General features: G+C 35.9%; 15 protein-coding genes. 1 reads left to right on the top strand and 14 read right to left on the bottom strand.

Features of this window, described 5'->3' with window-relative positions:
• Positions 1-2 precede the first annotated feature (2 nt).
• Positions 3-407: a hypothetical protein gene (locus FA045_RS03620; protein ID WP_136874578.1), complete on the top strand. Its 405-nt coding sequence runs from the start codon at positions 3-5 to the stop codon at positions 405-407.
• A 559-nt stretch (positions 408-966) separates the two neighbouring features.
• On the opposite strand, the gene FA045_RS03625 is transcribed toward FA045_RS03620, so the two are convergent.
• The 14 genes from FA045_RS03625 to FA045_RS03690 form a co-directional block, all read right to left on the bottom strand.
• Positions 967-3,132 carry an alpha-L-rhamnosidase-related protein gene (locus FA045_RS03625; RefSeq protein ID WP_136874580.1) on the bottom strand — a complete coding sequence of 722 codons (2,166 nt, stop codon included), beginning with the start codon at positions 3,130-3,132 and terminating at the stop codon, positions 967-969.
• A gap of 73 nt (positions 3,133-3,205) precedes the next feature.
• Complete coding sequence (locus tag FA045_RS03630; protein WP_205943092.1) at positions 3,206-4,792, bottom strand: sodium:solute symporter family transporter; 1,587 nt, start codon at positions 4,790-4,792, stop codon at positions 3,206-3,208.
• A 258-nt stretch (positions 4,793-5,050) separates the two neighbouring features.
• Positions 5,051-6,139, bottom strand: coding sequence for a Gfo/Idh/MocA family protein (locus tag FA045_RS03635; RefSeq protein WP_136874582.1), 1,089 nt, complete (start codon positions 6,137-6,139; stop codon positions 5,051-5,053).
• Positions 6,140-6,248: 109 nt separating this feature from the next.
• Positions 6,249-8,816, bottom strand: coding sequence for a right-handed parallel beta-helix repeat-containing protein (locus tag FA045_RS03640; protein WP_225871263.1), 2,568 nt, complete (start codon positions 8,814-8,816; stop codon positions 6,249-6,251).
• A gap of 1 nt (position 8,817) precedes the next feature.
• Positions 8,818-9,714 carry a sugar phosphate isomerase/epimerase family protein gene (locus FA045_RS03645; protein WP_136874584.1) on the bottom strand — a complete coding sequence of 299 codons (897 nt, stop codon included), beginning with the start codon at positions 9,712-9,714 and terminating at the stop codon, positions 8,818-8,820.
• Between the two features lies 1 nt (position 9,715).
• Positions 9,716-11,242, bottom strand: a complete 1,527-nt coding sequence (locus tag FA045_RS03650) for an acetylxylan esterase (RefSeq protein ID WP_225871264.1) — start codon at positions 11,240-11,242, stop codon at positions 9,716-9,718.
• The gene (locus tag FA045_RS03655) at positions 11,239-12,375 is read right to left on the bottom strand and encodes a sialidase family protein (protein WP_136874586.1); all 1,137 of its coding nucleotides are present in this window, start codon (positions 12,373-12,375) and stop codon (positions 11,239-11,241) included. The genes FA045_RS03650 and FA045_RS03655 overlap by 4 nt, the downstream gene beginning before the upstream one ends.
• A 342-nt stretch (positions 12,376-12,717) precedes the next feature.
• Positions 12,718-13,374 (bottom strand): DUF3826 domain-containing protein, encoded by a 657-nt coding sequence (locus tag FA045_RS03660; protein WP_136874588.1) that lies wholly within the window; start codon positions 13,372-13,374, stop codon positions 12,718-12,720.
• A gap of 100 nt (positions 13,375-13,474) precedes the next feature.
• Positions 13,475-16,213 (bottom strand): alpha-L-rhamnosidase, encoded by a 2,739-nt coding sequence (locus FA045_RS03665; RefSeq protein ID WP_225871265.1) that lies wholly within the window; start codon positions 16,211-16,213, stop codon positions 13,475-13,477.
• A 263-nt stretch (positions 16,214-16,476) separates the two neighbouring features.
• Positions 16,477-19,239 carry a glycoside hydrolase family 2 protein gene (locus tag FA045_RS03670; protein ID WP_136874590.1) on the bottom strand — a complete coding sequence of 921 codons (2,763 nt, stop codon included), beginning with the start codon at positions 19,237-19,239 and terminating at the stop codon, positions 16,477-16,479.
• Positions 19,239-20,660 carry a sialate O-acetylesterase gene (locus FA045_RS03675; protein ID WP_225871266.1) on the bottom strand — a complete coding sequence of 474 codons (1,422 nt, stop codon included), beginning with the start codon at positions 20,658-20,660 and terminating at the stop codon, positions 19,239-19,241. Before FA045_RS03675 ends, FA045_RS03670 begins: the two co-directional genes overlap by 1 nt.
• Positions 20,661-20,797: 137 nt before the next feature.
• Entirely contained in the window at positions 20,798-22,627 is a 1,830-nt protein-coding gene (locus tag FA045_RS03680) for a sialidase family protein (protein WP_136874592.1), read from the bottom strand.
• A gap of 198 nt (positions 22,628-22,825) precedes the next feature.
• Entirely contained in the window at positions 22,826-23,752 is a 927-nt protein-coding gene (locus FA045_RS03685) for a glycoside hydrolase family 43 protein (RefSeq protein ID WP_136874594.1), read from the bottom strand.
• Between the two features lie 53 nt (positions 23,753-23,805).
• Complete coding sequence (locus FA045_RS03690; RefSeq protein ID WP_136874596.1) at positions 23,806-25,218, bottom strand: glycoside hydrolase family 140 protein; 1,413 nt, start codon at positions 25,216-25,218, stop codon at positions 23,806-23,808.
• Position 25,219 lies beyond the last annotated feature (1 nt).

The raw sequence follows: 25,219 nt of genomic DNA on the forward strand, positions 1-25,219 counted from the left end.
ATTTGAATGATTTATGTAAAGATGATGAAGTGATTACAGAAAGCTACCATTTGATAATACAAGGTAAAAAAAGCTGGACAGTTGCTGATGAAGATTACGAACAGTTTTATAAGGAAAATAGTAAAGATTGGTTGTTAGAAGAAGTTATTGCACCGAATGGCGTTAATAAGCTATTGATACAACATAGTGAAAACGGTGAGCATGCTTTAACCTATATTGTAATTGAGTTAAAAGGTGGATCAGGAACAATTTATGCAGCATTAGGTGAAAAGTTACCCATAAAAACTTACTGGAGAAATGACAATACCGTTGTTGTAGAAACGAAAAGTGACTACGAGATACTTAATAAATATAATCAGGTTAGTAGTTATGGCGATATAGTTAAAGTCGAGTACGTAGAGCATTAATCTGTATATATGATTTCGGCTAGTGAGACACCATTAGTATTCGGAAGATTAAAAATTAAACACATAGGCACATAGTTAGTATATGAAAAAATGTGCTAGCCTATGTTTTCAATGTCTTATTATGGTTAGAAAATTACACGGAGGGTTCAATTATATCAGCGGGATAATATCTGTATAGCAATTGCAAGGCATACATTCGACCCCAGCTGGGGTCGCATACCATAATTGCACATTAGCTATAGACATAAGACCTCTCTGAGATCTAAAATAACTTCTAATAAATCTTAGTTGCACTCGTAGTCCGTATTTTTATCAATTTTTCTAAATCTCTATGTGATAAATAATCATTAAAAATTTGTTCGAACAGTTATGGTGAGAAACCAGCCGATAGAATAAAACCCCAACCCCTAAAGGTGCTTTTGAAGTCAACGAACAATGCGTCATTTCGAACGAGTTTTCACGAGGAGAAATCTGTTTCCTATTTACCAGTGATAAAAACTAAAGACAGTGGTAAAGACTCTGAGATTTCTCCCTGCGGTTCGAAATGACGATCTATATTTTACCCCTGATACTTTACCACATATTCCACTCCTTTTTGGATGGTCATTTCATAAAGCCCTTTAGCAACTTCTTTAATAACAGCTCCTTTAACACTTGGTTTAACAGCACTTTTAAACCTCAAAGTTCCTATACCTTCTGCTGCTTTCACTTTAATTTCTTTTTTGCTTACTGATAATGCGATTTCTCCATTGTTAGTTGGCACAGTTCCTTCCATCCATTCTAATCCACCTAAATTTGGTTCAACTAAGTAAGTTTGATAAGCCGAAGATGTTGGTTTAACACCTAAATAGTATTTACCTAATAAATAAATCGGACTAGCGCCCCAAGCGTGGCATAAACTTTTACCAAATGGGCGACCGTACATGGCTAAATGTTCGTCTCCTTTTTTTTCAGGATTGTATTCTTCCCAAAAAGAAGTTGCACCTAACTTTAACATGCCACCCCAATAGCTTTTCATTTCTTTTAATACATAAGGTTGTTCGCCCATGGCGCATAAAGCCTCTAACTCATAAAAGCGCATGTAAGGCGTTGTAATTTTGGCAACCTTATCATTTAACAACACATTTTGCTTTACTGCTAATTTTTGTTCAGGCGTAAAATAATCGAAGAAAATGCCAAACATATTTGCGTAACGGGTAACATTGTCGGTTTGTTTTCCATCAATGCGACTATGAACTAAAGCACTTTTTTCTTTATTCCAATACAACTCAAAAATTTTGGATTTTAGTTCAGCTGCTTGTTTACTGTAAATGGCTGCACTAGCCTCATCGTTAGCTAATTTGGCACACAAAGCCATGGTTTCTAAGCTTCTACAATATAGTAATTGTTCAAAACTAACTTCGCCATCTTTACTTAATTTATCTGCCCAATCAATAAAAATCCAATCGCCTGGCATCCATTCTAATAAACCATTTTTGTTTTTACGACCATCTATGTAAGTCATTAAACTTTTCATACGCGGATAAATATCTTGTACAAATTTCTGATCGCCAGAATATTGATAATAATCGTAAATCCCTAAAAACCAATAGAAAGAGTAATCCATAATGGTATTAATGTGAGCCGTAACCGGATCTTTTCCACGCTGTGCCCATAAAGTTCTTTTAACGGTTGGCGCATCATAAATAGAGTAATAGTTCATCAAGTAACTTTGGTAAGCATCGCCACTCCAAATCCACCTATCGCGTTTAATGCCATCAATAAAAAACTCTCGAGTGTTTAACTCAAAAGTATACTTCGAAACCTCATAAATTTTATTCAATTCAGCATCAGAGCTTTTAAAACTTCCACGTTGTGCCACAGGCGAATATTCATATAACATCGATATTGAGTCTAATGAAACAGATCCTTCTGGCTGGATATTTACGTAACGAAAAGCTTTAGACAATTCCATTACCGAATCAGTTTTACTGGCTAAATCAAGCTCAAGCAGATCTAAAGTTTCGCAATGCGATACAGATAAAGCTTCTTCTTTAGATTCCCCGTAATAAATATTCAGTTTTCCTTTTCCCTTTAGACCGTGAATTTTGATGAAACCAAATGTTTCTTTACCAAAATCGGTTACAAAACCTTTGTTGATTTTTTCAGTTTTTACCGCTATAATTGGCTTTGTTGGTAATTTAAACTTTGATGGAAGACTTAACGGATCAGTCATATTCCAGCTGCCGGCGTTTACAAAGGTTGTTCCAGATTTGTCAGATGTTTTCCCACTAGCATCAATCCACTCCTTATCTTCAAAAGTAGCTAACCAAGTTTCATCAGAAACAACAGTTTTACCTTGCACAAAAATTGCTGGCACTTGCGCAGTGCTGTAAACTTTTAAACTTAATTTATGCTTACCTGCTGGGATGGTAATCGATTTTGGAAAACCACTTATTGCTTTACCATCAATTTTAACATTGTAAGTTCCTTCAACAAAAAGTTTAACCTCTTCTGCAGCTGGCAAATTAAATTCCTTATGAAAATCTACCAATACGTAATGGCTATCCATTTTCCAGAACACTGGGAAGAATGAACCTCTCTCGGTTCTGCGGTTTTGCATTACATTACCCATATAAATATCAAAATCGCCAGGATACCAAATCCATTGTGCTTTTTGAGCAAAAATTGGAAAGGTTAAACAGATTAAAATGGATAGTAGAGTTAGTTTTTTTAAATTTTTCATGTCAAATAATTAAAATATATTCAAAACGCTTTAAAATTGCTTTCCCGAAAAATCGGGACAATGACGAATTGATTTAATGTCCGTTAAAGAAAATATATAATGCTATCATTACAATAGTTAATAAAAACCATAAAAATTTCACTTGAAAATCTGGTTTAGCTGCAGGGTCTATTTTAAGCAAAGCTTGATGATCTTTTTGACTGTTTTTATCAATTACAGTGATGATAAAAGCCAAGATTGATAATGCTACAAAAATATAGAATGACAATAATAAAAAGTGTGGCCAATTGTAGGTGCCATTTGGAAAAACCCAAAGATATAAAACACCTGTACCTAAGCTAATTACCGTACCAAATGTTAGCACAAAGTTTGCAGCTTTGGTGGTAGTTTTGTTCCATAATACGCCAAACAAAAACACTACAGACATTGGTGGAGCGATAAAACCTAATACGGATTGAAACACATCGAATAGATTTAAACCTTTAATGCTATCAATACCTAAAGTGATAAAGATGGAAAGTAAAGAACCAAATAAAACCACTAATCTTCCTGTTTTTTTAATTGTAGTTTGGCTTGCATTAGGTTGATATTTTTTAACATAAATATCCATTGTAAAAACAGTGCTTAATGAGTTTAAGGCAGAGCCGATGGTGCTAATTAAAGCCGCAATTAATACTACAATTATTAATCCTCTAAGTCCTATCGGGAATAATTGTGTAACCATAGTTAAATATGCCTCATCAGGGTTTTTAAGTTGAGGAAAAAGCACAAAACAAACTATTCCCGGCAGGATAAATAGTGGCACATCTAATATTTTTAACCAACCTATAAAATTGGCACCTAATTGTCCTTCTTTTAAATTTTTTGCCCCTAAAACAGATTGCACCATTGATTGATCTGTACACCAAAACCACACGCCCATAATCGGATAACCCAATAAAATTGCGATCCATGGGTAATTTTTATCATCGGCTGGAAGTAGCAGATTCCAATAAGAACCTGGTGTGTTGGTATAAATTGCAGAAAGACCACCGGCTTTATTGACACCTAAAACAACCAATAATAGAGAAACCGCAATGAGTAATAACATTTGAAAAACGTTGGTATAAGCTATTGCTTTTAATCCGCCAGCAGCAGCAAAAAATGCAGACAAAACAACCATCAATATCACTGATAAATACATAGGCATATCTAACAGTTGTTTTACTAAAATACCACCTGCAAAAAGTGTTAACGAAAGCCAAGAAATTAAAATGGTAATTACTGTGTACCAAGCAAGTATGTTCCTTGTAGAGTCGCCAAAGCGCTTGCCCATAAACTCAGGCAATGTTAAAACCTTTGCTCCTAAATAGCGTGGCGAAAAAACCATTGCCAATAAAAGAATAAAAATAAAAGCATACCAAGCGAAATTACCCGCCACAATACCGCTTGTAAAACCAACGCTTGCTGAGGCAATAAGCATTGAAGGACCAACGTTTGTACCCCACATATTTAAACCAATGCTAGTCCAACCCAATGTGTTGCTCGCTAAAAATATATTCTCGTTATTGCCTTTATCTTTAACAAAAGAAATATAATAGCCAAAGGCGATGAGAATAAATAGATAGGCAGCAATTACTACGTAATCTATGGGTTCTAAAAAAGTATGGATTTGGTTCATTTTGGTTTGTTTTTATTTAAATCAGTTTTTATCAAATGATATCATTCTTTAATTAAAATGTTTTAGTAAGGATATATCCTCTACTAAGCAGATTTGTCAGTCTGAGCGTAGTCGAAGACCAATTTAGTTAACAAACATCCTAAAACTTTCCTTAGACTACGCTCAGGATGACATCACGCTAATGAGATCCTGTAGTAAACTATTTCATTCCTTTTATTCCATGGTTGGTGTCCTCACCAATCAAAAGTTTAATTTTCATTACATCCCTAACTCTTCTTTTTTAAGCCCAAATTCATTTAAAATATCTGCTATTTTCACGGGCAAACCAGTTTCTAAACACCTATCCATTGCTTGTAAAAGTGCTACCGTTCCAATTCCTTCCTTTAAATCTGGGTAAGCTACGGTATCATTATGAATGCTCTCAGCAAAATATTCTAAGTAATTTTGGTATTCGCCTGCATGGTGACTTTGCCCTTCAAACCTGAAATAATGTTTTAAAGCAGAATCGCCCCAAACCACAATTTTTTCTTCACCGGTTTTATCAGTAACCGCGTATCGAAGTTCGTGGTAATCTGCCTGACTAGCGCCTTCTGTACATCTTAAAATAGTGCTCATTCCGCTATCACGATAAGCTGGTTGAGTTGGCCCAGTATAAGCACCACTAACCCGAGCAATTCTGCCATCAGTAGCTTTAAAAATAAAATGCATGGTATCATGGTTTTTTAATCCCGCTGTTGCGCCATTACTACTTAGCATACCGTAACCCATAACCTCTTCAATATTGGGTAAATACCAACGTATAAAATCAACCGGGTGACTTAAACCACCGTATAGCCATTTAAACGATTGTTTTAAAGACCATCCTTTAGCTAGAAACCAACGATGATCGGCATGATATTGTGCTTCTATAGTAATCAACTCTCCAATTAAACCATCTTCATAATCTTTTCTTTGTCGCTTTGCAGGTTCAAAAAAACGAGAACTTTGTCCAACAAAAACTTTTTTACCAGATCTGTTACTGATTTCGATTAATTCTTGTGCTTGCGCTAAATCGTCGATAAAAGGTTTGGTACAAACTACGTGTTTGCCATGCAACAAGGCTTGTTTAATATGTTCGGCATGTAAATGATCAGGAGTATAAATCGCAATTACCTCAATTTCATTATCATCCAGCATTTGCTGATAACTGGTTGTGTATTGATGAAAATCAAATTCTTTAGCCCTTGCTTTACAAGTTTCTTCATTGGCATCGCACATCATTTTTAACTCATACGCATTACTTGCCAATGCAGCCGAAATCGTACTTCTGCCCTCTCCTAAACCTAATATTCCTAGTTTTAATTTCATTTTTTTTTTGTTTCGTCATTGCGAGGCACGAAGCAATCTTACAACTAGGGGTTAGCCTGTAAAATGCTTTAGGATTGCTTCGTGCCTCGCAATGACGATATTTATATTTTTATTTTATTTTATCAAAGAAAACCCAAACTTCATCTTTTTTTGCGCCTTCAAATCCTTCTTGGTATTTGCTCATTAACTTATTCCATTCATCAACACGAGGATTATTTTCTGTTGTTTTCGGATTTAATTCATCTAAGTTTGCTCCTTTCGGGATGCTGATAATTAGCATTAATTGCCTTCCATTTTTAAAAATTACCAATTGCTGAAAATCTGCATTACAAAAGCCTTTAGAAAGTTCTGGCCATTTTTCAAATTGAGTTTTGTGATAGGCTAAATACTCTTTTTGCAATTTTTCATCAGCCACTAAATTGGCCGATAATATCACATGATCCCATTCTTTTACAGTTGCTAAGCCACAATTTTTTTCTCGGTTAAAATTGTAAAATAGATCATCATATAATTTCAATTCAGTAGCCTTAAATCTTTTCAAAGTTTGATTTAAACTCTCTATTTTTAAACTGTTAGTGTAAACTAATAACCTATTGTTCCATTGGTAAAAATCAGTTTGCAAAAGATTATTTTCTCGGGCAAAAACGCTAATTTCTTTTTCGCTAGGTACATTTTTATCTTTAAATATCAATTCAAAGACTACTTGTTTTGCTTCTGCAGTTTTTATTTTTTGTGTTGCCGAAGGAGATGAATTGTATTTCAATAAATATTGAAAATCCTTTTGCAAACCTGCATTCTCTCTAATACTTTTAACTACATCAGCTCCGTTATTTTCCCAAACATTATCAGGTCCGTTGGCATTCTGCAAATATTTTTGAGCAGGTGTATAGTTGTTTTTAATGGTAATTCCAGATGAACCCTCGTCGGTATAAATATAAAACCAATGATCTGGCAAATGGGCATAAGTTGCATCATAAATGTCGAAAATAGCATTATTCACTATTTGTGATTCTGGTTGCGCAGAAAGCATATAAATGCCAGCTACATCGTACATTTTTTTTCCATAATGATGAATTTTATTAGCGCTGATTAAGTTATTCTTCATCACATTTGGAGTTTTTGTCCAGCCCCAACCCATACTTATACCGCTGTAATTAACCTCATTAATTTCATTGTTGATGATTTTTAGATCGCTCACATAACCAGCACCAATGCCCACAGCACCCCAATCTTCATTGGTAACATCTGTAATTAAATTATTCTCGATGGTGTTATTTGTAGCTACTTCTCGTAAATCTTTCGGGTTGTAAGGCAAATGAACTTCAGTGGCTTCGTCAGAAAAAGTACCAACTAAAATTCCAGATCCACCAATGTCTTTAAATAAACTGCCTCTTACTATATTTTCTGTTGTTCCTTTATTTAAATCTAAACCTGTCGAGGCAAAATGCTCAAACCTGCAGTTTTCAAAAAGGGTATTGTTTGCATAATTTAAAAGCACTGCTGATGCTGGTCTGCCAACCCAAGCTTGATTTTCTAAAGTGGCTTTATCTGCTGTTCCAGGAATTTTCAGCTTGTAAGCATCAAGCATATACATTCCCGCTTGATGCGGCACATGCCCCTCTTTTGAAGGTCGAAGCCAAGTTGAATGTTGGAAAGATATCCCTCTAAAAGTAATGTATTGAACAGGGTGATCTATCGTTCCTTCAATTTTTAACAGCGTTTCTAATTGTGGTACAACGGCTTTTACAGTTGATGTTTGTTCTCCGTTTCTTGGCCAATAATATAATTTTTGGTTGCGTAAATCTTCAAACCATTCTCCTGGTTCATCTAAAAACTGAATAGAATTAGTGAGGTAAAATGCAGAATTACCAGTTTTAGCAGAAATCCATGGTGCTGGCCAAGGATGCTCGGATTGTATTCTGCTTTCTGGCTGCATAAAAGTTAATTCTATAGCTTTCTCAATTACCTTGGCAGATTTAATGCGCAAATTGGCGATTGCCCACCATTGGTGAATAATCATTTCCATGCCTGCCATTGCAGCAACATTTATGTTTTGACCAAGTGGAATTTTACAGGTTTGATTTTTAGCATCCCACGACAAAATTCTACCCATCGAATCGCCATTTTTATCTTTTGCTCTTATTGCTTTTTTATCGTTTACCCAGAGCTGTCTAAACAATAAATTTTGGCCACCAGGCGATGGAAGATCGACACTCCAAATTTTGCCAATAGCTTTTTTTGGTAATCCAGCAACGTTGCTTGTTACTTTTTTCCAGCCTTTTAATGTTATACCACCACTAAAAATTACCTTTTGGTTTGATAAATTGATGATTTCTGTCCTACTCTCTTTCGTACCCGAATCTTCTGGTCGTAAAACGATGGGTTCGCTTAGTTGGTAAACACCATTTTCTACATATATTTTTATTCCATTTTGTATGGTTGGGTCTTTTAGTCGACGTAATTCCCTGGCTTTCCGCAAAGCGGAATGTAAAGTTGCCAATGGTTTTTCTTTGCTACCAACGTTATAATCATTTCCTTTTGAAGATACATAAATATCTGTAGCAGTTGATGTTAAATTGATTAAGCTAAATAATATAATAAGAACAAACTGATTGGTTTGTGTAGACATGAACCAAGGCTTAAAAATAACACCAAATAGAAAGTTCGCTTTTCTCATTTTATGTGGCTTGAAAAATTTGCTTTAAATAAGCGGTGTTTGCACTAAAATTATATTTAACATTAGTTGGCTGTTTTGCATCCCGAGAACGTTCTACCACCAACCAACCGTTCCAGCCCATCTCATCTAAAGTTTGTTTAACTTTTACCAAGTCTATTTTTGGATCATTTTCTAACCAAACACCATCTTCATTTGTTGCGTGAATTTGGATGATATTTTTTCTACCTAAAATCCTGAGCTCTTCATTTAAATCTCTTCCATTTTTAATCGCGTTGGAAAAGTTGAAATAACTTTTAATCGATTTACAGTTAATTTCTTTCAACAAATCTGCTTCGCCTTTGGCAGCTAGCGAAGTTTCAATTCCAATTACTACCCCTGCTTTGCGAGCCATTTTACCTACCACTTTTAATCTCTCTACTATTGGTTTTCTTAGTTCTGGATTTTTAACCAAATCGCCCTGCACACCTAAAGGCAAAAAAGCAACCTTAATATTCATCTGCCTCATGGTATCCAAACAATCCTGCACCATTTTTCGGTAAGTTGGTCGAGTGGCGAAAGATTGCGCATAGAAACCCGTCATAGCCAGCGAACAAAACTCAATTCCTAATTCTTTAGCAGTGTTTAAGTATTGTTGCCTAATTACTGGATCTGCCAATTTATTATCAAAAGTATCTCGATTACCCAAACCACCCATGTCAATTTCCAAACCATCGGCACCAATTTCTTTTGCTAATGGCAAGGCACTCAATTTCTGCCTTTTTAAAATCATCAAATCAATTACGGCGATTTTATAGGTTGATTTTTTCGCGGCAGCAAATAGAAATCCACTAGGTAACATTAAACTTCCGGTAATTAAAGTCAATGAATTAATAAATGTTCTTCTATCCTGCTGTTGCATGTTAATCTTTAAAATTTGGAAATAATTTCTTTAAATTTTCGAAACAGATGATGGCATTTTTAGGCAATTTTTCGCCATTATCTCCAAAAACATATAAAGCTTTTTCGGGTTCTATCGTCACTTTGCTTTCATCATACTTGCCATTTTTATCTTTTACTTTGGTAGCATCAAGCTGGAAGTTTTTAATCAAAAAATCATACAATGCGATGCGTTTATTTATTCCAAAATCGTGTTTTTCTTCTGGTAGATGTACATTTTCAACTTTGTTGCTTAGCCCATAATAACCATACATTTTTTGCAAGTAAGGAAAATCATGCTGTGGTGTTTCTGCCGTCCAATCGCCTCCATCAGATACAATTAATTGCGGTTTTGGTGCAGCCATAGCAGCCAGTTCTACGTTATTTGTTCCGCCAGCACAAAAATGGATTGGCATACCGCTCTCGCAAGGACAACCACCATAAAAGTATGACGACATGGCCACAACCGGAGCGCTTAGCTTAATTCTGTCATCCATGGCTGTCATTAAAATTGAATGGCTACCTGCTCCAGATCCACCGCTGATGCCAATTTTTGCCGTGTCTGTATCTTTTAACGAGCTGAAATAATCTAAAATTCTGATACCGCCTAATGTTTGTACCGTTTGCGCTAAAGCCTTTCGGTGATTTTCATACTTAAACTGCAACATCGATTCGCCCCAAGCAAAAAGATCGTAACTAAAAGCCATAGCTCCCATTTTGGCTATTGTTGCACATCTAATTTGGCAATCTGGTCTAAACCGTTGTTGTGCCCAATGTCCATCAGGACTTAAAACCAATGGAATTTTGCCTTTATATTTTATTGGTTTATACAACGATCCATTTACATAAACACCAGGCAGAATTTCTAAAGCAATATTTTCTACTGTATATCCATCAAAAACACGTTTAGCTGTTATTATAGGTTTGCTATTTGGCTTTGCTGGCAATGGCGATAACAATAAAGCTTCAAAAAGCTGGGGTTTAATTTCTGCTTTGCGTTTTTCCCAGCTTTGCTTATCATTATACTTTGCCCCCAAAACATCTAAATAATCCCAGCCATCTTGCACTTCCCAGCGGTTATATTCGTATTCTTTAAGCTTGTAGACCTTGTCTTTTTCTTTATTCACCTTCATGTCTAAAGGTTTTAAAACATTGTCCAAAGTTTTGTCTAGGTCAGCTCTAAATCGCCAATCGGCATATTTTACTATTTTATCTTTTACTTGAGCTTCGCTGTGTTTAATGGTTACACCAAATCGAATTTCGATTTCTTTAATTACTTGTGCTAGTGGTTTTTGATATTGGTTATCTGTGTTTCCACTTTGTGCAGAAAGTTGAGAATTTGAAAAGACAATTATTATAATTGCTAATGCAAAATGCTTAAAAAAGTAGCTCGTCATTGCGAGATTTGATTTTTCATCAACCGAAGCAATCTTTTTTGGCAAGATAGATTGCCACGTCGTTCCTCCTCGCAATGACGCACAAGGTGTAGAAATATTTATTGTCTTTCTCACGGTTCTTCGCTTTTAGTTTCGGTTAATACGGGAGCTACATAACCTTTCATACTTGGCCAAATGCCGTTTTTAATCTTTTTTAGTTTCAGCTTTGCTGGATCAACCACCACATGACTAATTTTTTCTCTACGCCAAGTGTAAATAAAATGAAGCATCCCATCTGAAGTTTGCATCACTGCTGGATATGAATACTGACTAATTGGCGAATCTTCTAAAATTAAAGCTGCCGACCATTGTTTTCCATCTTTAGAAATTGAAACATTTAATGGCGTTCTTGCTCCTTTTGCTAAATCGCCTGGAGGTAAAACGTGGTTGTAAACTAATACATGTCTGCCATCTTTCATAGTTAAAGCATCAGTACCAGAGTTGTTATTTGGTAAATTGGTTTTTGCCAGTGGCGACCATGTTTCTCCATTATCCATAGACCATGATTCGGCAATTGCACGGTTTCTTGTTCTGGCTAAAATTTGCAGTTTGCCATTGCCATGCACCAAAATACTTGGCTGAATAGCATTCATGCCGCTGCCATCAATTGGGCCAATTGTTCGCCAATTTTTGCCATTGTCTTTTGTTACCTCGAAATGAATTTTCCAACCATCACCTTCTTTGCTTGATGGCGCAAATAAATTTCCATTATCTAACAAAATCGGTTTGTTTTTTACCGGACCAATGTAACCATCTGGCAATTTTGTAGCAGTCGACCAAGTGATACCGCCATCTTTTGAGGTTTTCATCAAGCCCCACCATTCTGATGGTTTTGGTCCAACTTTGTAAAACAAAATTAACTCGCCACCAGGAACTTGATATAAAACTGGGTTCCAAGTAGGTAATCTTTTACCATCAGGCTGTACACCATCTGCAGCAGAAACTGGCGCTAACCATTTTCCATCTACAAAGCGACTGATGTAAATTTCTACATCCGGATCACGCTCTCTGGTGCCTCCAAAAAATGAGGCTACTAAACCTGTTGGTGTTTCTACTAATGTTGCCGAATGGCAAGATGGAAATGGCGCCTTGTCGTACAGGTATTCTTGCTTAATTACGCCCTTTTGCCATTTTTCTAATTGAGCGTTGGATGATATCGCCACTGCGAAAACTAAACTTAAGGTGATGTATGTTTTTTTTAAATTCATAGTCTTTATTTTTTTCCTTGGCTTTTCATTGGCTGGTGTCCTCACCAGCCACAGTGTTATTGTTTTATTAATCTTTCTTATGGGTGGTTAGGACACCAACCATGAGACATATCCTTTTTAACTTTCGTCATTCATTTTCCTTGGCTGGTGTCCTCACCAGCCAGTGTGTTAGAGTGTTATTGTTTTATTAATCTCTCTAATGGCTGGTGAGGACACCAACCATGGGACATATCCTTTTTAGCTTTCGTCATTCATTTTCCTTGGCTGGTGTCCTCACCAGCCAGTGTGTTACTCTTTTTATTGGCTGGTGAGGACACCAGCCAGGGAGTGAACGAACCTGGGTTACTGTTTCGCTTTTTCCTTTGCCGCTTTTTCTGCTTTTATCTTTTTGGTATAGTCGCTGTACATGGTACGCCAATTACGACCGTTATTGTTTAAATATTGTTCTGATTTAGTTTTATAAATCTCAAAAATGGCTGAGATTTGTTTCATATTTTTATAATCTACCGCTTGTTCGCGTGCCTGTTTCATAAAACCTAAAATAGTGGCTTCTTCCTTTTCAGTTAAATCTGGAACGATTGATTTATAGCCATTTATGGTGAATTGAACTTTACCGATGGTGTATTTATCTAAAACTGCTTCTAATTGTTCTGTAGTTAAATCCTTTTTTAAACCATCCATTAAAGCTGTGTGAACCGAATTTGGCATGGCGCTATCAGCAATAATTTCTCTATCTAAATCGCTTAATTTTGTACCAGTAACAGGATTTATCCCGGCAGGAACTGTAGCAGCTGGATGTGCATTATGCCAATTTCTAACGGCGGTTAAATGTTCGGCGATAACGGTTTTTACTCGGGTTTCTTTTGCTGCATCACCTAAGTTTAATGAGGCTACCCACTCAGCTGCTTTTTGCAAATTTTGCTCATCGGCTTGGGTTTGTGCTTTGGCGAATGTGATGGCTAAAGCTAAAATTGTAAATAGGAATAATTTTTTCATCATTGTTTATTTTAGTGTTTTTGTCAGTCTGAGCGTAGTCGAAGACATTTTAATTCCTCATCAAAAGTTCCTTCGACTACGCTCAGGATGACAATTTTTCAAATTATTTTTTCTTCACTACAAACGAATAATCGCCTGAGCCAATTTCATATATCGCTCTTCCATTTTCATTTTTTATCATTTTTAAATCTTTAATATTTTTTATTTCTTCTGTTATTTCATCGCCTTTGGCAAACGGTAAATAAACCATTGCGGTTGTATTTGCCGGTACCGAGATTTTCCAAGTAAATTGAGTTGCGGTATTGTTATAATTGCTTTTAATTAACCCATAAACTGAATTGTAACTGGCATTTACGGTATTTAAACCATTAATCATTTCTGGTTTCATGGTTATTTTTTTAAATGCAGCATCGGCTGATTTAATTCCTGCTAAGTTTTCATAATACCAAATCAGCAAATCGCCTAACATCATTACGTGGTTTTGCGAATTCATTTTCGGATCAGCGGTATTTCCATTCCATAATTCCCAAATTGTAGTTGCGCCATTATCAACCATATATCCCCAAGATGGGTAAGTTTTTTTAGTAGCTACGGTGTAAGCCAAATCTGGTCTGCCATAATCGTTTAAACAACGCATTAGCCATTGTATGCCTACCAAACCATTACTTAAATGACCTTTATTCGTTATTTCAACAGTGTACGTAATATTTTTGAAAACCTTTTCTACATTGTTTTTTGCCACCATACCAAAATAAAGCGGAATAATATTATCCGTTAGTAAATTGGTAGCATAATAACCCTTTTCGTTATAATATTTAGCGTTAAAAGCATCTTTTATATTATTGCCAAGCGTTTCATAAATTTTTATATCTGCATCGTTACCGCTTGCTTTTGCAAATTGGATCATCAGTTGTGTAAAATGATAATAATAAGCAGTTGATAACAGCTCAGATGGGTATTTTTTATCTGCACTTTTACCTATGCCAAACTCTACGGTTATTGGCGGCATACACCAATCGCCATAACTATCTTTAGTGAGGATGTAATCTTTCATGTAACGATTTTGCATGTAAGCCAACCACTTTTTCATTGCTGGATAGTTTTCTTTTATAGCCGATACATCACCAGTTTGTTTGTATAACATTTCGGCAACCAACAGCATCGCCCCTGGCCAAGTCATGTTATCGCTGTAATAGCGCCAAAAAGCTGGAGCAACATCTGGTATGGCGCCATCTTCTTTTTGCGAATTTCTAATGTCTTGCAACCATTTGGCGTAAAATCTTCCATTATCAAACACAAAACTTTCGCCATAAGCCACCGCACCTCTATCGCCTAACCAAGGTTGGCGCTCGTTCCTTTGTGGACAATCGATCGGAATACCTTTATAATTACCAGCAATGCCCCACCAAGCATTTTTAAAAATTTGGTTGGTTAAAGCATCAGAAGTTTCGAAAGTGCCTACTGTTTTAATATTATCGTAAACCATTTTACCGACAAAATCATCAATTTTTGGCTGATAAGCGTAGCCAGAAAGTTCAACATATCTAAAACCACGGTAAACGAAAGTAGGCTCCCAAGTTTCTAATCCACTGCCTTTTAAAGTATATAAATCGGTGCATTTCGCATTGCGAAGGTTAGCTGTAAACAGTTCGCCATTATCTTGTAACGATTCGGCAAAGCGAAGTTTAATCTGTTTTCCTTTTAGGCCTTTTGCCTTGATTTGCAACCAGCCCACCATGTTTTGACCCATGTCTAAAATGTATATTCCGCCACTTAATTTTTTGATGGAAACAGGTTTTAAAGTGTTCATCACTTTCATGTTCTCGTTCATTTGCGCTTCAATTACGCCCGAGGGTTCTTGCACAAACTCTGCTTTTTGCCATTTAGTGTCGTCAAAACCAATATTATTCCAACCTACAAATTCTTTAGTTGCATCATATTCTTCGCCATCATATTCATTGTTGGCACGAATTGGTCCATTGGCTGTTCCTTTCCAACTATCGTCAGTATCTATATTTGCTGTAGAACCATCGGTATAAACGATATGTAAGTTCATCAGCATTTTTGGGAAGCCAAAGGTTTTAATTTTGTACGGCTTTTCATTTTGGCGCATAGCGAAGAAACGACCATTTCCTAATATTGTTCCGATTGCGTTTTTGCCAGTTTTAATGTGCTCGGTTACATCGAAAGTATTGTATTTTACATTTTTGGTATAATCTGTAGCCGTTGGCGCTAAAACATCGTTACCCACTTTTTTACCATTAATAAACAACTCATATAAACCTAAACCGATGATTGAAGCGGTGGCGTGTTTGATTTGTTTGGTACTGTTAAATTCTTTTCGATAATACCTGGCGGATAATCGCGAATCTGTTTTGATGTTATCCCCAGCAAAAGCTCTGTCAAATCCAATCCATCCCTTTGGCCAATCTTTGTAAAACAATAAACCCATAGAGAAAGTATTAGTAGCCGACCATTCGCTTTCGCCAGCGGTTGTCCATGTTTTAACTTTCCAATACGCTCTCAGGCGACTTTGTAGAGGTTTTCCATCATATTTTACATGGATTGATGTTTCTTCCTTTACTTTGCCGCTGTCCCATAAATCGCCTTCATTGGCATCGAGTTTTTCTTTTGTTGAGGATACCAAAATTTGATAAGCGGTTTGCATTACATTTCGTTCTGCAGAAATAATATGCCAAGCAAACCTAGGTTTTACCACATCAATACCCATCGGGTTGACCAACATTTCGCAAGTGGTATTTTGCAAACTAACTACTGGTGCCATTTTTTGAAATGGAAGCAGCAATATGCCAAATAGGATGATATATATTTTTAGGTTCATTTTTTATTAATGTTGCAAGGTTTTAATGTTGTAAAGTTGGAATGTTCGAGGCGTATTAATCAGCCAACAAATACAAATTTTTACCATTTTTTATTGTTTTAAGGTTGGAAAGTTGCAAGGTTGGAATGCTCTAAGCATCCAATTAAACAAATTTCTAACTTTATTTTATTTTTGTACTGTTTTAATGTTCGAGGCTCTTTAACCATCCAAAACATTTCAACATTCAAACTTTTCAACGTCTCAATTCATATCCAACGTTTCAACTATTTCTCTCCACTAAAATCAAAATACAGACTCATGGTTAATGCCCTTGCTGGTTCTTTCTCAAAATCATAAAATACGTGTTTCATTCCCATTGGGCCAGTAGTTTCGGGTTTTTGGGTTTTTGTTCCAATTGCCGAAATACCATTCATAAACGAAATATCTCCATCAGGGAAAGTTGGGTTCATGTTATCCCAGGTTGTATCTTTTGATTTTTTAGGCGTAAACAACCTTAAAAAAACATCTTCTTGATCTGTATATACTTTAAAGTTATTGTTTTTACCGATAAATTCGCACCAATATAAATTTGAATAATAACCCTTAAATTCTGGATAAATATAAGGTGCTTCGCCAGTTGCTGTACTATTGAAATCCTTTTTCCAAATACCATATTCATTGCCCTTCATTCTATTTTTCCAAACTCTGTTTGGTCCTTTGCCTCTGTATTCAATTCCTTTAATCTCAGTTTCTGGATAAGAGAAATTCATTCCCACAAATGTGGTAAAATAAGCTGCAGGAAAATAGTTAACCTGCATTTTTACTATGCCAGAGGGATAAATTTTCCATTGCAACGTATTAAAGTTCTCTTTACGATCGAAAGTTGAGGAGATAATTAAAGTATCTCCATCCATTTTATGGGTAAAGTTTTTGAAGTTATTTACACCTTCTTGCAAAATTGGGCCGTTGCTAAAAGGAATTACACCTTTTGCATTTTTTACTTTTTGCAATAAACCCGTTGTTTTATCAATAGCAACTTCAATTCCATTAGCTGAAATTAAATAATTAGATGTGTTATTTTTAAAATCTAATTTAGATTTTAAATTTTTAACCAATTCATTACCAATAACTTCATTTGGTCTTTTAATAGAAAAACTCCAAGTAAAAATAGTTTCGCCATTGGGCGATTTTGCCATGATGTTTAAAACATCATAAGTTTTGAAGTTTTCGGGCAAATCAACTTTCAATACTCCTTTTTCGAAAGGTTTAATATTTGGTGCTGTTATCTTCCCAGAAGTTTCAACCCTATCTGTTGAATTAAAAGATGCTAAAGTCCAAGTAAAAGTACATTGATTGATGTTGGTAAAAGCATACCTATTCTCTATACTGAACGAACCATCAAAACCATTGGCAATTTCTCTATGCTCAAAAAATATTGGGCTCCAAACTTCTTTAATGGTGTAAAAACTACCTTCTTTTTCGTGGTACGGACCAACTATTCCATCTGGGCCAAGGTTACCTTGGGTATCAATCATACCATTTTTATCTGTTCGTACCACACCTTGGTCGGCAAAATCCCATAAAAATCCGCCAGCAGATAATGGATTACTCCACATCGCTTTCCAATAATCTTCTAAACCAGCACCATGACCGCCATCCCACATGCCATGCAAGAATTCGGTTGGCATTAAAATATTGTGACCGTGATCGTAATTGCCAATACCGTAATTGTAATCACGGTAATGTGTCGTTTCAAAACCACCAAAAACTTCCCATGGATGAATTAATGGCCGTTTCTGTATATCTTGCTCTGCAAATAAATGATCTAATTCTCGATTATGTCCGCCTTCGTTTCCATTAGCCCAAAATACAATTGATGGATGATTTTCATCATTCTCCATCATTTCTGCTAGCAATTTTGTACCAGTTTTGGTATTGTAATTGCCATGCCAACCGGCCAATTCATCCATTACAAACAAACCAAGTGAGTCGCAAACATCTAAAAAGTGTCCATCGGGTGGATAATGTGCCATACGAACAGCATTCATGTTCATTTCTTTCATCAGTTTTACATCAGCTATGCTAATGGCTTTGCTTGTTGTACGGCCAGATTTTGGATAAAATGAATGGCGATTTACACCTTTAAACTTCATTTTAACCCCATTGATGTAAACGCCATCACGTTCTTTTACTTCTACAGTTCGAAAGCCTACTTTTTTAGAAATTTCGTGCAATGGCTGGTCTCCTTTATACAAAGTGAACTTTGCAGTATATAAATTAGGGAACTCTGTTGACCATAATTTAGGGTTTACAAACTCTCTTTGCAACCTAATTTGTTTTTTAATGGCAGTTTCAATTTTTTCGCCGAAAGCATTTCCATTAGCATCATACAATTGAATACCTACTTTATCTGCTCCATTAGTAGCCAACAAATTAACTTCTAATAGCCCATCTGCTTGTGCATTAATTTGCACCCTCTCTATATGAGCTTTTGGTAAAGCTTCTAAATAAACTGGTCGATAAATTCCTCCAAAAATCCAATAATCTGCTTTACGTTCTGCTTCGTTAACAGATTGGTTTGCAGAATGTTTAGCGACTTTAACTTCAAGTAAATTTTCCCCAGATTTTAATAATTTAGAAATATCATATTTAAACACATAAAATGAGCCTTCATGAATTGAACCAGCTAATTTTCCGTTAATCTTAACTTCTGTATCTGTCATTGATCCCTCAAAAACGATATTGATTTTTTTACTTTTCCAATCGCTGGGCACTGTGAATTTGTGTTTATAAAAGCCTATTTCCTTTCCTCTCAAACTATCTTTATCAAAGCCGTAATTGTATTTTCCAAAGCCCTGCAACTCCCAATTTGAAGGTACCGGGATGGTAGACCATTTATTGGCATTCATGCCTCCAGTTACAAAGAAGTCCCAATTTACAGTTTGGTCATTGCCCGTACCAGAAAGATAAATTTTTTCTGTTTGCTGTGCTTTTGATAAACAAAACATCGATATTAAACATAAAGCAAGTAAAAATCTAAGTCTCATTAGTTGATGTTAAATTGTTTGGTAAGCGGATTATTTGTTCTAAAAGGCAATGCTGGTAATCCATTTTGGTAAAAATTACCAGTCGGATTTTCCGTCCAATTGTATCTAGCGGCAGTTGGTTTTTTAACATCGATTGATTTAACTAAAACCATATTTCCTACAATTTTTGCTGTTGCTGGTTTAAACTTTCCGTCTTCTGCAGCAACTTCGAAGCCTGTTAAAGGGTAATTTGTATTTTTAAGTTGTTTCAGATTATCAAATTTTAACACAACTGTACTGTCTAAATAATTATCGCTAATAAAAATTGGTCCAACAGCATTAATTTTCTTGCCGTAATCTTTTGCTAATGCAATTAGCGATAGTCTTCTGCCAATTTCCCATTTGTAGGTTGGGTGCAAATCTTCCTGATTATCATTTAAATCGGTTGTTACTACCATTGCTGTGTTTGGCAAACGTAAAAGCTGAGCTTGTGCTTCCCAAAATTCAGGTTCGGTATCGGCTGTCATTTCTACCTTACCTTTGGTGGCAGAATAGTTGTATGGTGCAATTTGCACATAATAAAACGGCATTTTTTCATTGTTCCATGCTTTTCTCCAGCTGTTAATTAAAGCTTTCATTTTATAAGTATAGCTGATGGTTTCGCCCAAAAAACAATTTGTTTCTCCTTGGTACCATAACACACCTCGAATAGGAAATTTAATGAGCGGCTCTACCATTGGCGTATAAAATTTACCAGGGTCATTGTCAACTTTTTTTGAGACAAAATAAGGTTCAGCAGCAAAAGCTTCATTGCTGATCCATGGTTCAATTGCGCTACCAGGCACAGCCGATGAAATTACACCAATTGGTATGCCCAGTTTTTCTTGCAATTCTTTAGCGAAAAAATAACCAACAGCAGAGAAATTTCGCAAAGCTGAATCTTGTGCAATAGCCCAACTTTTATGAACAGAGTCTGGTTTGATCAATGCTTTTCGGTTCACTAAAAATATTCTGATTTGGTTATTTTTTGCATTGGCAACTTCATCCTTCGGAAAACCCAAAGCCTTATTTTTTGGCGTGGGAATTTTTACCAATTTACGCATGGCGTATTCCATGTTCGATTGACCTGAGCAAAACCAAACCTCACCTACTAAAATGTTATTTAAAATAATTTGGTTGCTGCCTGTTATGGTCATTTGTTGTGGCACAGCCGATGTTTTAGGTGGTGCAAGAGTAACTATCCAATTTCCGTTGGCATCTGCAATTGTAGTTTTGGTTTGTTTAGCAAAGTTTACAGTAACTTTTTCGCCTGCTGTTGCAAAACCCCAAATATTTACCGGTTTTTCTCGTTGCAAAACCATGTCGTTACCTAAAATTTGAGGTAATAATATTTTCGCATTGGCGGAAAGAGTGAATAAAGTTAAAAATGCAACTAGTAACATTTTGGCAGGAGATTGCCTGCTTGTCCGGTAGGCAGGCTTCTCCCGATGAAAAGTCGGAGCAGTCTCTCGCAATGAGGACCTTCTTTTTTGGCTACGTACCAAAACTGAAAACTGAAAACTGAAAACTGCCAACTGCCTTACCATTTACTCGTTTTTAAATATTGAATTGAATAAATAGCTTCATTTTTCTCGCTTTCGCCAGCATTTGGTAAATCATAAGTTTGGTCTGCAGGTGTATCTACATGCGGAAAACGACGTACCTCGCCAGTGCGGAAAACAATTCGAGATACTTCTGCTACAGGTTGAAATGCCAGACTTGTTAATACATCTTTTCCATTTACAGTTATGGTGTAAAATCTGGTAAAAGCATCAAGCTTAATTTTAATATTGTATTGCTCGCCAGCTTTATAGGTCATAAAATTTTTATAACGAGCACCAGCTTTTGCACTTAATGTTCCTGTTGAGTCGAATGTTAACCTAACTGTTGCCATTCCTCTAACATCTTGCAATTCAATTTCCATTAAACCGAAATTGTTTTGTTTTGGTGTAATCGAAAACTCGGTAATTACCTTGTTAGATGAAGGAAAAACTCTTTCCGCCTTTGCGTAATCAAATGGATCTTTATCTTTTAAAACTAAAGTTTTGTTTTCTAATTTTACTGGTGCCCAAAGCGGACTGTAAATATTCCACATTGATAACGCAGTAGCATCAGGAAGTTTGGCAAAATCATCATTTACAGGTTCGTTTACAACTTCGGTAACTGGCAACGTAACTGATGAAACCCAAATATCTTCCTTGTTCATGCTATAAGTTAGCCACATTTTACCATCTTTTGGTTTTCCGTTACCTTCTATAATCCCTCTAACATATTGTGGTCCGTAAGATTTGTAATTACCACCATAACGCATTGGAGCAACTTCACCATTTACCAACAACAAATTATTATAATCTAAACCATTTTTACTTGTCGAAACTGCCAAAGGCCATCTGTATTCTGATGGATTATAAACTGTTGCATAATTGCCATCAGCAGTTTTTTGTCCCCAAAATTTAGCGTTGCTGTTTACAAAACCAGGTGCACGATGTGCATTTTCTGGCCAAGTTTTACCTTCGTCGGTACTAATAGCAGTTAAGGCATTTTTCCAAAAGCCAACAACTCTGCCATCATTTAAATGGTAATAATTGAAAGCTTTGTATTGTTTTTGCAAGGTAATTAAAGGATCTTTTCTATCTGCTTCTTCATTCCATTGCTGTGTCATTAACTTGTTTGCTAACAATTCCTTACAAGCTTCAACAAATGCTTTATTTTTACTTCGGGTGTAATGAGGATATAATGTATTCTTCTCAGACCATTTCGGGTTGTAATGAATAAAATAGATTGGTCCGTACTTGCCATCTGGCTGAATTTCTCTTACCACTCTCCCAATTCCATTGCCATCATTCGGATCGTCTTTGGCATCAAAACTGATGGCGTAAAATCCTAAAACCAAAAACACATTTTTTGTTGAAATATAAAAACCCATACGTTGATGCATTACTGCATCTAAATCTTTAGCAACATCGGTTCTACCTTCTTTTGTTGTGCCATCTGTAATTCTGTAAATCGGAAAAATAACATCAGGTTTTGTCCATGTATATCCATCAGCACTGCTTTGTAAAAAAGTTTGTCCTGGCGGGATGCTTTCTCCCAATTTATCGCTCAAATATTCTACATAAAATTTATCGTTCCAATAGGCAATCATTGGGGCGTGGTTGTAAGTCCAGCCAAAATTTTCGGCTAAAGCCGGATATTCTCTATTTGCCCTAAAAGTTTGAATGCTGTGTACACCAACTACTGGTGTTAACTGCCCATGATGATAATCTGCATTAACCAAAGTTTTACCAGTATAACGCACCGAATCTTGTGCTTGCAAAGTTGTGCTTGCGATTGCTAAGGCTAGAATGATATATAATTTTTTTAATTTCATTATTTTTTATGTTGCCGTCATTGCGAGGAACGAAGCAATCTTACAACACCATGAATGCTTAACGCTTTAGGATTGCTTCGTGCCTCGCAATGACGAGTTTGTTTTTCGGTTGGTGAGACACCAACCGATAGGTAATCTTACAACTCTATAAATGCTAATGCTTTAGGATTGCTTCGTGCCTCGCAATGACGAGTCTATTTACTTTTTCAATTCCTCAACAATTTTCTTTTTAACTTTAATAACTGTTCCATGTTTATGTCCTTCGGGTATAGTTGTAGAAGAACTCACCTCTTCAAAAGTTTTAAAATCTGCTGTGCTTAAGGTTGTATATTTTTTATCTCCATAAGCATCATAATAAATTAAGTATTTCCCATCTTTCTCCATTACTGTTGGGCCTTCAGTTAATTTAGGACTAAAAGTATCAGAAATATTAGTGTAAGGACCTAAAGCATTTTCGCTATAAGCAACTTTTAAGTTTCTATTTGGTCTGGTGTTATCCTTTAAAACTAGCACATAATCTTTGCTTGCTCTTTTTACAATTACTGCATCAATAACGCTAAAACCTGGTTCTAAAAACAACTTTGGTTCAGAAAAGGAAACGAAATCTTTTGTAGTGATCGAATACATCCTGTGGTTATTGTCTTCATCTTCAATCCCTTTGGCAAAACGAAACGGAATGGTTGATGCCCAAATGATGATAAATTGTTTAGCTTCATCATCGTAGAATATTTCTGGTGCCCAAACATTCACGGTTGTAGGTTCTTTTTGCATTACTGGAATAAACTTTTGCTCGCTCCAGTTTTTTAAATCTTTTGAGCTGGCATAGCCGAACCCATTATCGCCTTTCCAACTGCAAGTCCAAACTAAATGAAACGTTCCATCAGGACCTTGAACTATTGATGGATCTCTCATTATTTTTTGTGTTCCTACTTTTGGTTGTAAGAAAACTTTATTGAGGTCTGTCCAGTTTTTGGCATCATAAGAATATAAAAGCCGTAAACCTTCATTTGCAGGTTCGCGGAATGAGGTGAAAATGTAAGCGTTTTTTGAACAAGATGTGATTGCACAAAGTATCAAGCCAATAATGACTAAATGATAAGATGATATGAACTTTGTTTTATACATTTTTATTTAAGTGTCTTCGACTACGCTCAGACTGACAACACGATAAAATTTTTCTACTTCTCCAATATCAACACCCAATCATTACCATTTTTTGGCTCACCTGGTGGATTGAATTTTTTCACGCCTTTGTTTACAATTTCTCCTAAATCGGTTTCTTTTCCAGTTCTTGGATTAAACCATGTTGCTTTAACATTATCTCCTTTAAGTTTACCCATGTTGATGCTAAAATCTTTCCCGGTGTAAGTGTAAGCCATGATGTAATTATCACCTCTGGTTGCAATTACTCTTTCATATTTTTCGCCATTTAAGCCAGCTATTAAACTTTGATCTGGCACACGATCAAAAAATGAGCGAGAAAGCATCAAGTTTTTTAAATGCTTCATTTGCTGTGCACCGAGCGAGTTCATTGCATCTTGCCAAACAATGCTTACGCCGTAGTTTGCTCCAGGATCACCAACTTCATAAAATTGCATGATTGAACTATGTCCGTAAGTATAGCCAAAAGCACCTGCAAAAACAGACCAGTAGCCATATCTTCTTACATCTTCAGGTGCCCAACGTATTTCTTTTGGGTCATGCAAACCTTGCGGAATATGTTCATAAGATGGCTCTCCATCAATTGTTGGTTTAACAGGTTTCATTACATAATCGGCCTCAATAAATTTCCAATTATCTTCTCCATAATGTTTCGTTTCATTCTTAGAAGTATCCTGATCGTATCTTCTGTGGCCAGATTGCACCATGTTAAAATCCATCCATTGCTCATTATTAAACCAATCTGATGAAGCCGTTCTTCCTCTAGGATGAAAAGTGATTAAATGATTTGGATCGTTTTTTCGCAAAATATCACCCATCGTTTTCCAAACCTCCATCTGCTCACTTCCCTTAATATCTCCACCGTTAAGCCAAATGATGTTCCAATTATTTTTGTAACGATCTACTAAAAACTTGGTATAAACTTCGGCTTGTTGTTTGGTAACCAGCTTTTGTTTTACATTTGTACCCCAAACTGGCACCAAAGCCATATAAATATCTCTTTTTGTAGCCTCAGTTATGATATAATCTACATGATCCCAATAATCGTATTGCGTAGAATCATTAAAATCTTTTCCTGGAGTAACAGCAGGAGTTGCCACATTTTTGTTTAGCACAGATGAATCTCCATAAACATTTACGGAAGGCACTTCATGCAAAACCATTACCTGAATTACATTAAAACCTTTTTCTTTTCTATCCTCTAAATATTTTACAGCCTCATCTCTATCTAACTTACCAAATAATAACCATCCTGTATCGCCAAGCCAAAAAAATGGTTTTTCGTCAGCAGTCATCAGGTATCTTCCGTTAGCTGAAACTTTTAAACCTTTAACATCTACGTTTTCTTGGGTCTTTTTTTCTTGGGTACAGCCGATGAATATTGCAATAACAATTAGGGTTGATAAAAAATTCTTGATATTTAAACTCATC

It is taken from the genome of Pedobacter cryotolerans, from assembly GCF_005116475.1.
GTDB classification, from domain to species: domain Bacteria; phylum Bacteroidota; class Bacteroidia; order Sphingobacteriales; family Sphingobacteriaceae; genus Pedobacter; species Pedobacter cryotolerans.

Coding starts and splice junctions, on each gene's coding strand:
- FA045_RS03630 (WP_205943092.1), bottom strand. CDS start 4,792: ATGAACCAAATCCATACTTTTTTAGAACCCATAGATTACGTAGTAATT.
- FA045_RS03655 (WP_136874586.1), bottom strand. CDS start 12,375: ATGAATTTAAAAAAAACATACATCACCTTAAGTTTAGTTTTCGCAGTG.
- FA045_RS03675 (WP_225871266.1), bottom strand. CDS start 20,660: ATGTTACTAGTTGCATTTTTAACTTTATTCACTCTTTCCGCCAATGCG.
- FA045_RS03665 (WP_225871265.1), bottom strand. CDS start 16,213: ATGAACCTAAAAATATATATCATCCTATTTGGCATATTGCTGCTTCCA.
- FA045_RS03645 (WP_136874584.1), bottom strand. CDS start 9,714: ATGCAACAGCAGGATAGAAGAACATTTATTAATTCATTGACTTTAATT.
- FA045_RS03625 (WP_136874580.1), bottom strand. CDS start 3,132: ATGAAAAATTTAAAAAAACTAACTCTACTATCCATTTTAATCTGTTTA.
- FA045_RS03660 (WP_136874588.1), bottom strand. CDS start 13,374: ATGATGAAAAAATTATTCCTATTTACAATTTTAGCTTTAGCCATCACA.
- FA045_RS03640 (WP_225871263.1), bottom strand. CDS start 8,816: ATGAGAAAAGCGAACTTTCTATTTGGTGTTATTTTTAAGCCTTGGTTC.
- FA045_RS03685 (WP_136874594.1), bottom strand. CDS start 23,752: ATGTATAAAACAAAGTTCATATCATCTTATCATTTAGTCATTATTGGC.
- FA045_RS03670 (WP_136874590.1), bottom strand. CDS start 19,239: ATGAGACTTAGATTTTTACTTGCTTTATGTTTAATATCGATGTTTTGT.
- FA045_RS03635 (WP_136874582.1), bottom strand. CDS start 6,139: ATGAAATTAAAACTAGGAATATTAGGTTTAGGAGAGGGCAGAAGTACG.
- FA045_RS03690 (WP_136874596.1), bottom strand. CDS start 25,218: ATGAGTTTAAATATCAAGAATTTTTTATCAACCCTAATTGTTATTGCA.
- FA045_RS03680 (WP_136874592.1), bottom strand. CDS start 22,627: ATGAAATTAAAAAAATTATATATCATTCTAGCCTTAGCAATCGCAAGC.